The 13,268-nt window shown below is 65.2% G+C and carries 12 protein-coding genes; 4 read left to right on the top strand and 8 right to left on the bottom strand.

Features of this window, described 5'->3' with window-relative positions; translation table 11 throughout:
• Position 1: 1 nt before the first annotated feature.
• Entirely contained in the window at positions 2-907 is a 906-nt protein-coding gene (gene glyQ, locus C8C99_RS18080; RefSeq protein WP_010462637.1) for a glycine--tRNA ligase subunit alpha, read from the bottom strand.
• 463 nt (positions 908-1,370) lie between these two features.
• Positions 1,371-2,447, bottom strand: coding sequence for a type II asparaginase (locus C8C99_RS18075; protein WP_056647122.1), 1,077 nt, complete (start codon positions 2,445-2,447; stop codon positions 1,371-1,373).
• Positions 2,448-2,655: 208 nt separating this feature from the next.
• Here C8C99_RS18075 and C8C99_RS18070 point away from each other — a divergent pair, with 208 nt between their 5' ends.
• On the top strand, positions 2,656-3,573 hold the full coding sequence (locus tag C8C99_RS18070) for a LysR family transcriptional regulator (RefSeq protein ID WP_056647125.1): 918 nt from the start codon (positions 2,656-2,658) through the stop codon (positions 3,571-3,573).
• A gap of 96 nt (positions 3,574-3,669) precedes the next feature.
• On the opposite strand, the gene fabB is transcribed toward C8C99_RS18070, so the two are convergent.
• From fabB to C8C99_RS18040, 6 genes are all read right to left on the bottom strand, one after another.
• On the bottom strand, positions 3,670-4,893 hold the full coding sequence (gene fabB, locus C8C99_RS18065) for a beta-ketoacyl-ACP synthase I (protein WP_108626482.1): 1,224 nt from the start codon (positions 4,891-4,893) through the stop codon (positions 3,670-3,672).
• Complete coding sequence (gene fabA / locus C8C99_RS18060) at positions 4,890-5,411, bottom strand: 3-hydroxyacyl-[acyl-carrier-protein] dehydratase FabA (protein ID WP_108626481.1); 522 nt, start codon at positions 5,409-5,411, stop codon at positions 4,890-4,892. Before fabA ends, fabB begins: the two co-directional genes overlap by 4 nt.
• 250 nt (positions 5,412-5,661) lie before the next feature.
• Positions 5,662-7,293 (bottom strand): apolipoprotein N-acyltransferase, encoded by a 1,632-nt coding sequence (gene lnt / locus C8C99_RS18055; RefSeq protein ID WP_108626480.1) that lies wholly within the window; start codon positions 7,291-7,293, stop codon positions 5,662-5,664.
• Positions 7,293-8,177, bottom strand: a complete 885-nt coding sequence (locus C8C99_RS18050) for an HlyC/CorC family transporter (RefSeq protein ID WP_108626479.1) — start codon at positions 8,175-8,177, stop codon at positions 7,293-7,295. The genes lnt and C8C99_RS18050 overlap by 1 nt, the downstream gene beginning before the upstream one ends.
• Positions 8,178-8,283: 106 nt before the next feature.
• Complete coding sequence (locus C8C99_RS18045) at positions 8,284-9,024, bottom strand: GNAT family N-acetyltransferase (protein ID WP_056647141.1); 741 nt, start codon at positions 9,022-9,024, stop codon at positions 8,284-8,286.
• 346 nt (positions 9,025-9,370) lie between these two features.
• Entirely contained in the window at positions 9,371-9,853 is a 483-nt protein-coding gene (locus C8C99_RS18040; RefSeq protein WP_015012403.1) for an Lrp/AsnC family transcriptional regulator, read from the bottom strand.
• Positions 9,854-10,018: 165 nt separating this feature from the next.
• Here C8C99_RS18040 and C8C99_RS18035 point away from each other — a divergent pair, with 165 nt between their 5' ends.
• From C8C99_RS18035 to hppD, 3 genes are all read left to right on the top strand, one after another.
• On the top strand, positions 10,019-10,960 hold the full coding sequence (locus C8C99_RS18035) for a triacylglycerol lipase (RefSeq protein WP_108626478.1): 942 nt from the start codon (positions 10,019-10,021) through the stop codon (positions 10,958-10,960).
• A gap of 3 nt (positions 10,961-10,963) precedes the next feature.
• Positions 10,964-11,953 carry a lipase secretion chaperone gene (locus C8C99_RS18030; RefSeq protein WP_056647147.1) on the top strand — a complete coding sequence of 330 codons (990 nt, stop codon included), beginning with the start codon at positions 10,964-10,966 and terminating at the stop codon, positions 11,951-11,953.
• A 196-nt stretch (positions 11,954-12,149) separates the two neighbouring features.
• Positions 12,150-13,262: a 4-hydroxyphenylpyruvate dioxygenase gene (gene hppD, locus C8C99_RS18025; protein WP_056647150.1), complete on the top strand. Its 1,113-nt coding sequence runs from the start codon at positions 12,150-12,152 to the stop codon at positions 13,260-13,262.
• The last annotated feature ends 6 nt before the right edge of the window (positions 13,263-13,268 follow it).

Here is a 13,268-nt window from a genome sequence, read left to right as displayed (position 1 = left end):
CTCACGCAGCCTTCTTCGTCATCTGTTCCACCCACTCGCGCGGCGCCATGGGGAAGCCCAGGCGTTCGCGGCTCTCGTAGTAGCTCTGCGCCACAGCACGCGCCAGGTTGCGGATGCGGCCGATGTACGCGGCACGTTCGGTCACGCTGATCGCGCCGCGCGCATCCAGCAGGTTGAAGCTGTGCGCAGCCTTGAGCACCTGCTCGTAGGCGGGCAGTGCGAGCTGCTGCTCCATCAGGTACTTGGCCTGCTTTTCATGCGCGTTGAAGGCGGTGAACAAAAAGTCGGCGTCGCTGTGCTCGAAGTTGTAGGTGGACTGCTCCACCTCGTTTTGCTTGTAGACATCGCCGTAGCTCAGCGTGTCGGTCCACTTGAGGTTGTAGACGTTGTCCACGCCCTGCAGGTACATGGCCAGACGTTCCAGGCCGTAGGTGATTTCGCCCGTGGCGGGCTTGCAGTCGATGCCACCGACCTGCTGGAAGTAGGTGAACTGCGTGACTTCCATGCCGTTGAGCCAGACCTCCCAGCCCAGGCCCCAAGCGCCGAGCGTGGGGTTTTCCCAGTCGTCTTCCACAAAGCGGATGTCGTTCTTTTTCAGGTCGAAACCCAGGGCTTCCAGCGAGCCCAGATACAGCTCCAGGATGTTGGCTGGAGCGGGCTTGAGCACCACCTGGTACTGGTAGTAGTGCTGCAGGCGGTTGGGGTTCTCGCCATAGCGGCCGTCCTTGGGGCGGCGGCTGGGCTGCACGTAGGCGGCCTTCCACGGCTCAGGGCCAATGGCGCGCAGGAAGGTGGCGGTGTGCGAGGTGCCGGCGCCCACTTCCATGTCATAGGGTTGCAAAAGGGCGCAACCCTGCGCGTCCCAGTAGGACTGCAGCTTCAAAATGATTTGCTGGAATGTCAACATGGCGTCTGTGGCTGAGGCACTGGCAAGCCAGGGCCGGGCAAGTAAGGGGAAAAGAAGAAAACGCGGCGCGTGAGCAAACCCCAGGCCCGTCGCCCCACAAGGCAACCAGGACGGGCATCGCGCGCGCAAACCGGTGATTTTACGGCGCCCCGCCGCGTGTGCTGCGACAGCGCCCACAACATCGGCCCGCACCCATGAAAAAAGGCCGGAGCCCTTTTGGAGCCCCAGCCTTCCCAACCAGTCACGCGCGCTATAAGCCGGTGCGTACCAGTGACCACCTTTGCGGGTAGCCTGTCGGTGCACCCGTTGTGCACCAAGTCAAATCAACTCACGATCCATCACACTGGCCCACAGCGCCACCACGAGGCGCTGCCTGGGCCAGTGCCCCCGCGCAAGGGCCGCCCCGCCGCGCTGGGGGCGTCCCCCTTCAGGGGGAAGGCGCGAAGCGACTCAGGGGGTCTTCTCAATACTCCCAGAAAATGCGTTGCAGTTCCTTGCTGTCGTTGGTCTTGGTCAAAGCGACCATGGCCAGGATGCGGGCCTTTTGTGGGCGCAGGTCATGGGCCACGACCCAGTCGTACTTGTCGTCAGGCTGCTCGGCATTGCGCAGCACAAAACCATCGGGCACGCGGGCCGAACGGATGATCTGCACGCCCGAGGCACGCAGGGCCTTGAGCGAATCGACCGCCTGGGCAGCCACCGAGCCGTTGCCGGTGCCGGCGTGGATCAGCGCTTTGACGCCGGCCTTGCCGTAGGCGTCGATGCCGGTGGTGTTCATGTTGCCGTAGCCGTACACGATGTCTACAGCAGGCAGGGCCTTGATGTCGTCGATGTTGAACTCGGAGTTGGTCGTGTGGCGCTTGACCGGGGCGCGGAACCAGTAGTTCTTGCCTTCCACCACCATGCCCAGCGGGCCCCACTGGCTCTTGAAAGCCTCGGTCTTGATGTTGATGGTCTTGCTCACGTCGCGACCGCTCTGGATCTCGTCGTTCATCGTGACCAGCACGCCCTTGCCGGCGGCGTCCTTGCTGGCGGCCACGGTCACGGCGTCGTACAGGTTCAGCGCGCCGTCGGCCGACAGGGCCGTGCCGGGGCGCATGGAGCCGACCACCACGATGGGCTTGTTGGTGCGCACGGTGAGGTTCAGGAAGTACGCGGTTTCTTCCAGCGTATCGGTGCCATGGGTGATGACGATGCCGTCCACATCCGCCTGCTTGGCCAGGGCCGATACGCGCTGGCCGAGGCGCAGCAGGTGCTCGTTGGTGAAACTCTCTGAGGCGATCTGGAACACCTGCTCACCCGACACCTTGGCCACGTTGGCCAGCTCGGGCAAGCCTGCCAGCAGCTTGTCCACCGGCACCTTGGCGGCAGCGTAGGTCGCGCTGTTGGCGGCCGAGGCGCCCGCACCGGCAATGGTGCCGCCGGTGGCCAGCACCACCACGTTGGGCTTGGCCGCCTGGGCCATGGCGACGGCAGAGGCTGCGGACAACAGCAAACCCGCGAGCCAGCGGCTGGCGGTGGGGGAGGAAGCAATGCGCATGAAGAGGTCTCCTGATTTTTGTGGGTCGCGGCGCGTGTTACGCCGCTTTGTTCAAAACCGCCGGTGAAGCGGTGCCGCATCCTATGAGAAACCAGAACACAGTCATGCGGAATAATTGACCCACCCTTATGAATTGAGCTCATACCATTGAAGGGCCGTTTGACGGCCGCCAAGGGCCCATCGGCCCACGCCACGAAACGACCCCGCCATGAACTTGCGACAGCTGGAAGTTTTTCAGGCCGTGCTGCAAACCGGCAACATGAGTGCTGCCGCACGCCTGCTGTGCATCACCCCCTCGGCCGTAAGCAAGGCCGTGGCGCACACCGAGCTGCAGTTGGGCTACCGGCTGTTCAACCGCTCGCCGGCCGGCCTGACCCCCACACCCGAGGCCCAGGTGCTGGCCACCGAGTCCACGGGCATCTACCGGCAGCTGGACGCCCTCAAACGCACTGCGCGCAATCTGGCGACCAGTGATTCGGGCGATGTGCGGCTGGGTGCCATACCGTCCATCACCCACGAATTTCTGCCACGCCTGCTGCAGCACCATGCCGAGCAGCATCCGCAGGTGGGTGTGGAGGTGCGCACCATCCACCAGGACCAGATGACCCAGGCCCTGCTCACGCGCAGCGTGGACTTTTGCCTGGGCTTCTACAAACATCCCCACCCGCAAATTGCGAGCGACCTGCTGGTCAGCGGCCGCCTGTACCTGGCGGTGGCAACCAGCGTGTGGGCGCGTGCGCCCCGTGCTGCCAGCCCCGGCGCACGGCTGGCACAGGTGCCCGTGATCCGCCTGGTGGGTGACGACCCCATGCGCCAGGCGATTGACGAAATCGCGCACCGCCTCGGTTCGCCCGCCGGGCCCGGCATCCAGGTGCAGACATCGCGCCTGGCGCTGGAACTGGTGCGCCGTGGCATGGGCTGGACAGTGGTGGACTTTCTCACCGCCAAGGGCCTGGACCCTGCGCAAATGGTGGCGCAGGAGCTGCACGAACTGGCGCCCATGTCGCTGTACAGCTACCACGCGCGCGCCTTTCCGCCGGGCCTGCAGGCCACGCGCATGCTGGGCATGCTGCCCGCCTTGCTGCACGAGGCCCTGCAGCCCAACCCCAAGGCCACCAGGCGCTGAGCGTGGTCGTTCACGCTATGAAAAACGGCCTGCCGGTCCGAAGACAGGCAGGCCGTGGCGCAGGCCAAGCCACCACTCCGCGAGGGAGCGAGGCGGTCAGTCGTTCCAGCGGCGCAGCACGAGGCTGGCGTTGGTGCCGCCAAAGCCGAAGCTGTTGGACAACACGGTGGTCAGCTGCGCATCGCGGGTCTGGGTGACCAGCGGCATGTCGCCCAGGGCCAGGTCGGGTGTCTCGACGTTGGCCGAGCCAGCGATGAAGCCCTTGTTCAGCATGAGCATGCAGTAGATCGCCTCCTGCACGCCGGTCGCGCCCAGCGAGTGGCCAGTGAGCGACTTGGTGGACGAGAACGGCGGCACCTTGTCGCCAAACAGGGCACGCATGGCGCGCACTTCCTGCATATCCCCCACGGGCGTGGAAGTGCCGTGGGTGTTGATGTAGTCGATGGGGGCGTCGAGCCCCGCCATGGCCTGCTGCATGCACGCAATGGCGCCGTCGCCCGACGGGGCCACCATGTCTTCACCATCGCTGGTGGCGCCAAAGCCCACCACTTCGGCCAGGATGGTGGCGCCGCGCGCCTGGGCATGCTCCAGGCTCTCGAGCACCACGGCGCCGCCGCCGCCGGCGATCACGAAGCCGTCACGGTTAGCGTCGTAGGCGCGCGAAGCCTTTTCGGGCGTTTCGTTGTACTTGCTGGACATGGCGCCCATGCCGTCGAACAGCAGCGACATGCCCCAGCTCAGCTCTTCGCCGCCGCCCGCAAACATCACGTCCTGCACACCCCAGGCGATCTGCTGCGCGGCCGCGCCGATGCAGTGCGCCGACGTGGAGCAGGCCGAGGTGATGGAGTAGTTGATGCCCTTGACCTTGAAGTTGGTAGCCAGGCAGGCGGACACGGTGGAACTCATGCAGCGCGTGACCTGGTACGGCCCTACGCGGCGGATGCCCTTCTCGCGCAGCGTGTCGGCCGCTTCGATCTGGTTGGCGGGCGAGCCGCCGCCCGAGCCCATGATGAGGCCGGTGCGCGGGTGGCTGACCTGCTCAGGCGAAAGGCCTGCCTGCTGGATCGCATCTTCCAGTGCAATCTGCGCATAGGCCGCCGCGTCGCCCATGAAGCGCAGCTGCTTGCGGTCGATGCGCGCCTCGATGTCGATCTCGGGCGCGCCGCCCACCTGGCTGCGCAAACCCAGCTCCTTGAACTTTTCCACGGCTTTGATGCCGCTGGTGCCCGCGCGCAGCGAGGCTTCCACAGTGGCCAGGTCGTTGCCAATGCACGAGACGATGCCCGCGCCGGTGATGACTACGCGCTTCTTGGTGGTCATGCTGCTTCCTTGCCGTCTTCCTCGCGTTTGAACAGGCCCACGCGCAGGTCATTGGCTACATAGATTTCCTTGCCGTCGGCCAGCAGGCGGGCATCGCCAATGGCCATCACCAGCTTGCGTTTGATGACGCGTTTGATGTCGATTTCGTAGGTGACGAGCTTCACGTCCGGGCCCACTTCGCCCGTGAACTTGACCTCACCCGCACCCAGCGCTCGGCCCCGGCCCGGCAGCTGCAGCCAGGTCAGGTAGAAGCCGATGAGCTGCCACATGGCATCCAGCCCCAGGCAGCCGGGCATGACCGGATCGCCCTGAAAGTGGCAGGCAAAGAACCACAGGTCGGGCTTGACGTCCAGCTCGGCACGGATCTTTCCCAGCCCGTGCGCGCCACCATCGCCATCGATGTGCGTGATGCGGTCAAACATCAGCATGGGTGGCAGCGGCAGTCGCCCGCTGTCAGCGCCGAACAGCCGGCCCTCGCCCGAGGCGATCAGTTGTTCGTAGGAAAAGGAATCTGCCATTTTCAGTCGTGCTCCAGAACGGCGGGTGGCCCCGCCTCAAATCATTGGGACTTGCGCACACAGAGGCGCAGCAAGGTTTTTGCCTTCAGCGCCATCAGCATGCCCGCCCTTTGTTGGGCGCAAGTCATCTCATCTTTTTACGCAACACCAGCCCCTGGTTGCAGGGCTCTATTATCAAGGCATAGGGAGCCACCTCTAAACAGGGGGCTGCGCAGGCCCTTGGCGCACCGTGCGCAAGGCCTGACCTGGATCAATCGCCGCGCGCCCCGCGGCCCCTGGCGGCGACCATGGCCCCCACGAGCGCCAAAGCCCCCAGGCCCCACAGCGGCCACAGCCCCCAGCGAGACACCCACCACGCGTAGGGCGTGATGGCCCAGCCGCTTTGCGCGTCCAGCCCGCGGCCTTGCACCTCGCCTTTGAGCACGCCGCGCGTGTAGCGGGCCAGCTGGTGCGTCACCACGCCCCTGTGGTCGATGATGACCGTGGCGCCGGTGTTGGTGGCGCGGACCATGGGCCGCTCAAATTCGAGCGCGCGCATGCGACTGATGTGCAGGTGCTGGTCAATCGCCAGGGTGTCGCCAAACCAGCCGATGTTGCTGAAGTTGACGAACACGGTGGGCGCCTGGGCTGGGTCGATGAACCGCGCGCCCAGCTCCTCGCCAAACAGATCTTCGTAGCAGATGTTGGGCGCAATGCGCTGCCCCGCCACGGCAAAGGACGCCTGGCCCACGGTGCCCCGGTTGAAGTCGCCCAACGGGATGTTCATCATCTCCGTGAACCACTTGAAGAACGGCGGGATGAACTCGCCAAACGGCACCAGGTGGTGCTTGTCGTAGCGGTAGGGTTCGGCCTGCGTGGCGGCACTCATGCCCAATACGGAGTTGGTGTAGCCCTGCGCTTCGTCGCCCAGGGGAATGCCCACCATCGCGGCTTGGCCGCCTTGTGCATAGCGTTGCTGAATGCCCTCCAGATACCCGGGAATGAGCTGCTGCGGCAGTAACGGAATGGCTGTTTCGGGGGCCACAACGAGATCAGCCTTGGCGTTGCGCAGGGCCTCCGCATACCACTGCAGGGCCACAGGCACGCCACTGCCGGACTGGAATTTTTCGTCCTGCGGGATATTGCCCTGCAGCAGCTCCAGGCTCAAGGGGGGCGCTGGGCGGTGGGCCGGGGTATGGCAGAGGTTGACGGCACACAGGCGGTCCACTGTGGCCCAAGCCAGCAGCCCCCCCATCACCAGGAGGAGCACCCACCAGCGCACGTTGCGCAGGTCAGTGGCACGCACCTGCACCACGCCCATGGCCAGGGCAGCAGCCACTGCGCTGATGCCATACACCCCCATGTGGCGGGCCAGCACGGCGAGCGGACCATCCACATGCGCGTAACCGCCAGCGCCCCACGGAAATCCCGTCCACCAGATGCCACGCGCCAGTTCGGCCAGCAGCCAGAGCGCTCCGAAAAGAAGAGCAATCCCGGCATGATTGACCGGCGCATACCGGCAAAACATGGCCAAAGCCGCTGCATAGTAGCTGGCCAGGAAGGCAGCCAGCCCCAGCACCGCCGCCACGGCCAGCGGCGCTGGCAGGCCGCCGTACGAATGCATGGAAATAAACAGCCACCAGAAGGTGCCAGCCAGCCAAGCGGTGGCAAACACCCCGCCAATGATCGCACCGCGTTGCCACGGCATGGCCATGCGCGGGGTTGCGGCGCCCGCGGGCCGCACCAGCCAGGCCAGCACGGCCATCGACGCCAGTTGCAGCCACCACAAGGGTTGGCCGCTGCCCGGCCAGGCCAGCGAGGCGGCCTGGGCCAGGCCCGCAGCCAGGGCCAGCAACAGTTGCGGCAGCAGCAGCCCGCTCGCCGTCCGAGAGCGCCGCGACATCAGTCGGCGGCGTCGGTAGCTTCGACCCGGGACACTTTGAACCAGCGCACCGCACCGCCTTTGGTGTGCAGCACCACAAAGTGCAGGCCGCTGAGCTGAAGGTGCTCGCCGCGCTTGGGCACATGGCCCATCTCGTGGGCAATCAGGCCGCCGATGGTGCCGAAATGCTGGTCCGGGTCGCTGCCTGCAATGGCCACCTCGAAGGCTTCGGCCACGCGTTCGATGGGGGTATCGCCGCTCACCCGGTAGGTGCGGTCGGCCAAACCAAAGATGTCGCCTTGGTCTTCGGGGATGTCGAACTCGTCTTCAATCTCACCCACGATCTGCTCGAGCACATCTTCGATGGTGATGAGCCCGGCCATGCGGCCAAACTCGTCGATCACGATGGCCAGGTGGTTGCGGTTGCCTCGGAATTCGCGCAGCAAGTCGTTCAGGCCCTTGCTCTCGGGCACAAAGGCTGCTGGGCGCAGCAACGCACGGATGTTGAGCTCGGGGGCGCGCTGCAGCTTGAGCAGGTCCTTGGCCATCAGGATGCCAATGATGTTCTCGCGCTCGCCCTGGTACACCGGAAACCGCGAATGCGCAGTGCTGATCACCAGGTGCAACAGCTCGTCAAAAGGCGCATCGATGTTGACGAGGTCCATGCGGGGCGCGGCCACCATCACGTCGCCCGCCGTCATGTCGGCCATGCGGATCACGCGCTCCAGCATCACGCGCGATTCGGCGCCGATGACCTCGTTGTCCTCGGCCTCGGCCAGGGTTTCGATGAGTTCTTCCGTCGAATCCGGTCCAGGGTGGATGAACTCGGCCACTTTCTGCAGGAAGCTGCGCTTGTCTTCCCTCTCGGGCGGTCGCCCGGGGTGCGCGGGGTGCGGGTCAGACACTGTCTGGAGTGCAGGACGTGCGGTAGTGAATCAGGCCCCTAGGATAGCGGATTGCCGTGACAGGCAACCACCGGCCGGTATCACGGTCCGGTGTGGCCTCGGCGGCTCACTCGGCCGACTGGTGGCGCGCGTGCTGCACGCCGCTGCGCACTTCTTGCACGCTGGCCAGGAAATCCCAGAACTGCTTGGCCTGCTTCTTGAGCTGGTAGTCCACCTCGGCGAACTGCTGCTCGACCATTTCGGTCATGCGCGTGTCGAGGCTGGCGGGAGGGATCTGCAGGTAGGCCTCGGACTCGGACCCATCGCGGCGCACCGTGGCACCGGCGTTGCGCGCGATCTTGAGCATGGCGGTGTTTTCAGACAGCGCATGGATGAACACCATGTTCACGCCCTCATTGCGCGCATGCATCACGGCACGTTCGAACAGGCGCGCGCCAAAGCCACGGCCCCGCGCCTGCTTGAGCACGGACACACCAAACTCGGCACAGGGCTTGTGTTCGGGGTTTTCCGAGAACGCCAGGTGGGCCATGGCGATGAGCTCAAGGCGGCGGTTGTAGATGCCAAAGATTTCGTCGCGCTCGAAGTTGAGCTGATCGGCATAGCGACGGATCTGTTCGTCGTTGGCGGCATAGCCAAAGCGCAGGTAGCGGTCTGCAGGCTCCAGCTGCAGCAGGTGCTGGGTGATCCGCTCCCGATAGGAGGGGCCCAGGGAGCGGATAGGAACCATCACGGGCGTCTCCTGCTGGTGGATGTGGATGTCAGAGGCAGAAGAGCCACCCGTCACCGGGCGCAGCATGTCCCGGCCTGCGTACCAGGATGCCTTGAGCCAGTCTTTGGTTGCGAACATGCCGCCAAATATAAGGGTTTTCCCTCATCTTTTCCAGTCCAAATTGCTGCGCCGCAACAAAATAGTGATCCGACTCAAAATACGGCGAAATCGCCCTCAGGCGCCCATTGAACATGCCCAAATAGCTATTAATTTAGGAGCACTCAGGGACTGAATCTCCTCTGCAGGGGCCGCAGACGCGACGGCAGGGGGCCCGCACATCCGACTGCGCCATATCCCCTCGGCACCTATCGGAGCGTATAGCGCAGAGCGCTTGGCAGCAACCTCCACCGCGCCGACAGACGCCACAAAGAGTCACACCTGCGACGCGCACAGGCGCTGTCAAAGAATGAAGGTCGGTCCCGGGTTACACCGGCACGGCCGTGGTCGCCTTCACGCGGTCCAGCACAAAGCTGGTCTTGCAGTCCTGCACGCTGGGGTGCTTGAGCAGGGTGTCCATGATGAAACGGCTGTAGTGCGCCATGTCGGCCACCACCACGCGCAGCAGGTAGTCCATTTCGCCGGTCAGCGATGCGCACTCCACCACCTCGGGCCAGGTCTGCACGCTGGCGCGGAACAGATCCATGGGATTGCGTTTATGGCTTTCGGTGTGCTTTTCGAGCCGCACGTTCAGGTACGCCGTGAGCCCCAGCCCCACCGCCTCGGGCTGCACCAGGGCCACGTAGCGGTGGATCACGCCGCTGTCCTCCAGCCGCTTGACGCGGCGCAGCACCGCGCTGGGCGATAGGCCCACCTGTTCTCCGATGACGTCGTACGTCTCGCGGCCGTTGTCCTGCAGGCGGCGCAGGATGGCGCGGTCCAGCTTGTCGAGTGCGTCAAAGGCTTTCATGGCGCAGGATTTTACGAACAACTGCGCCATTTCTGCATGGTGCGGCGCACACGCGGGTATGTCCCGATAGTGACTCCAGGGGTCGAATACAAAAATTGATCTTGCAAAAAAGAACGGTCGTTCGTTTTTGCAACCATAAAAAACCATACCAACGGAGACAAACACATGACCGGATTTTTCAGCCGCTTTTTGCGGCGACTGGTGCTGGCAGCCACAGCGGGGTTGCTGCTGCTGGGCGTGGGCGCGCAGGCACAAACGGGCTACACCCAGACGCGCTACCCCATCGTGCTGGTGCACGGCCTGTTCGGCTTTGACTCGGCCCTGGGCATCGACTACTTCTACGGCATCCCCGACGCGCTGCGCCAGGGCGGTGCCAAGGTTTACGTGGCCCAGGTGTCGGCCGCCAACAGCACCGAGGTGCGCGGCGAGCAGTTGCTGGCGCAGGTCAAGACCATCCTCGCGCTGACCGGAGCGTCCAAGGTGAACCTCGTGGGCCATTCGCACGGCGGGCCCACCACCCGCTATGTGGCCGGTGTGGCGCCGCAGCTGGTGGCATCGGTCACGTCCATTGGCGGCGTGAACCGGGGTTCGCGCGTGGCCGACATCCTGCGTGGCGTGGCGCCCGCAGGTTCGGTGTCCGAGGCCGTGGCCAGCGCCGCCGCCAAGGCGTTGGTGGGCCTGATCAACCTGACCTCCGGCGGCACCGGTCTGCCCCAGATGCCCACGGCGGCGCTGGACTCGCTGACCACCGCTGGCTCGGCCAAGTTCAACAGCCGCTTCCCACAAGGCGTGCCCACCTCCGGCTGCGGCAGCGGCGCCGAGCTGGTGAACGGCGTGCGCTACTACTCCTGGACCGGCACCCTGCCGCTGACCAATGTGCTCGACGCCAGCGACGCCTTGCTGGCCACACTGAGCCTGGTGTTTGGCGAAGCCAACGACGGCCTGGTGTCGGCCTGCTCGTCGCGCCTGGGCAAAAACCTGGGCGACTACCGCCAGAACCACCTCGACGAAGTCAACCAGCTGCTGGGCCTGCGCGACTGGTTCTCCACCGACCCGGTGACGCTGTACCGCCAGCACGCCAACCGCCTCAAGCAGCAAGGCCTGTAAGCCATGGCCCAGCCCTCGCGCACCTGGGCGGTTGCCGCCACAGTCCTGGCCCTCACCACGGCCGCCGTGGTCTGGTGGCTGGGAGGCCCTGCCGGGCCCGGCGCGGGGGATGCGCGCACAGCGACGACGGGGGCGGCTGCTGCCTCCGCCGGTGCCCAAGTCCAACCATCGTCCGCACCAGGCGCGGACAACCGCTTTTTTGCACGCCGCCACGCCATCACCACCGACGGCCCGGCCGACCCGCTGCTGGTGCACGGCCTGCGCGACACACTGGAAGCGCTGCTGATGGAGGCGGGCGACGCCAGCGACCCCGCCACTCTCAAACAGCGCCTGGCCGCACTGGTCAACCAGCATTTCCCCGCCGCCCTGGCCACACGGGCGCTGGCCTTGGCCGAGCGCTATGTGGACTACCGGGTGGCCCTGGGCAGCCTGCGCGCGCCGCAGGACCTGACCGACCCACGCGCACTGCGCGACGCCCTGGAGGCACGTCACAAGGTGCGCCTGCAGTTCTTTGACGACGCCGAATACGACGCCCTCTTTGCCCGCGAGGCCGACCTGGACCGGTACACCCTGGCGCGCCTGGAGATTGAGCGCAACACCCAGCTCAGCCCCGAGCAACGCACCCAGGCGCTGCAGGCGGCCGACAACGAACTCTCCGCCGAGCGCCGCGCCGAACGCAGCGCCGCCACCGAACACATGGCCGCCGCCGCACAGACGGCAGCCTTCAATGCCAGCAACGCCGACGAGCGCACCCGCTACGCCGCCCGCAGCGCGCAATACGGCCCGGCAGCCGCCCAGGCCATGGCCCAGCTGGACCGGGACGAACAACACTGGAACCAGCGGCTCGACCAATACAGCCAGGCGCGCACCCAGCAAGGCGAAGGCGCTGGCCTGCAACAGTTGCGCCAGCAGCTCTTCTCGCCTGAGGAGCAACAACGCATCGACGCCGCGCTGGCGCTGCGCCAGCTCAATGCAGGCACTTCGGGCTCCTAGCGTTCTGGAGGCTCCTGGCGACGCCGCATGGATGCGGCGTCCAATCCGGCCGCATGCGCCGCCTGACTGCGCAAAATTTTGACCATTCACAAGATTCCTGCAAATCGAGCAGCAAAGCCTCTTGATTTCGCCAGAAACATGAGGCAGGGCGCGCCTACAGTCCATGACATTCATCAACGAATGCCGGAGACACCCCATGAACGCCGCCTTGCCGCAAGAAACCACCGCCCAGCTCGCTGCCTGGGACAACCCCATGGGCCTGATGGGCTTCGAGTTCGTCGAATTCACCTCGCCCCAGCCCGGCGTGCTGGAGGCGGTGTTTGAAAAGCTCGGCTTCACCTTGGTCGCCAAGCACCGCTCCAAGGACGTGGTGCTGTACCGCCAGAACGGCATCAACTTCATCCTGAACCGCGAGCCCCACAGCCAAGCCGCGTACTTCGGCGCCGAGCACGGCCCCTCGGCCTGTGGCCTGGCCTTCCGCGTGAAGGATGCGCACAAGGCTTACAACCGCGCGCTGGAACTGGGCGCCCAGCCCATCGAGATCCCCACAGGCCCCATGGAACTGCGCCTGCCCGCCATCAAGGGCATTGGCGGCGCACCGCTGTATTTGATCGACCGCTTTGAAGACGGCAAGTCCATCTACGACATCGACTTCGAATTCATTGAAGGCGTAGACCGCCGCCCCGTGGGCCATGGCCTGAACCTCATCGACCACCTCACGCACAACGTGTACCGCGGCCGCATGGGCTTCTGGGCCAACTTCTACGAAAAGCTGTTCGGCTTCCGCGAAATCCGCTACTTCGACATCCAGGGCGAATACACGGGCCTGACCTCCAAGGCCATGACTGCCCCTGACGGCAAGATCCGCATTCCGCTGAACGAAGAATCCAAGCAGGGCGGTGGCCAGATCGAAGAATTTTTGATGCAGTTCAACGGCGAAGGCATCCAGCACATCGCACTGATCTGCGACAACCTGCTGGACGTGGTGGACAAGCTAGGCATGGCCGGCGTGCAGCTGGCCACCGCACCCAACGACGTGTACTACGAGATGCTGGACACCCGCCTGCCCGGCCACGGCCAGCCTGTGCCAGAGCTGCAGTCGCGTGGCATCTTGCTGGACGGCACCACCGCCGACGGCACGCCCCGCCTGCTGCTGCAGATTTTCTCCACGCCCATGCTGGGCCCGGTGTTCTTTGAATTCATCCAGCGCGAAGGCGACTACCGCGACGGCTTTGGCGAAGGCAACTTCAAGGCGCTGTTCGAGTCCCTGGAGCGCGACCAGATCCGCCGTGGCGTGCTGAACACATAAGACATC

Origin of the sequence: Acidovorax sp. 107 (genome assembly GCF_003058055.1) — a bacterium.
Classification (GTDB): domain Bacteria; phylum Pseudomonadota; class Gammaproteobacteria; order Burkholderiales; family Burkholderiaceae_C; genus Acidovorax.
Note: the sequence above shows the minus strand (reverse complement) of the source record. Positions and strands in the feature narration are given on the sequence as shown.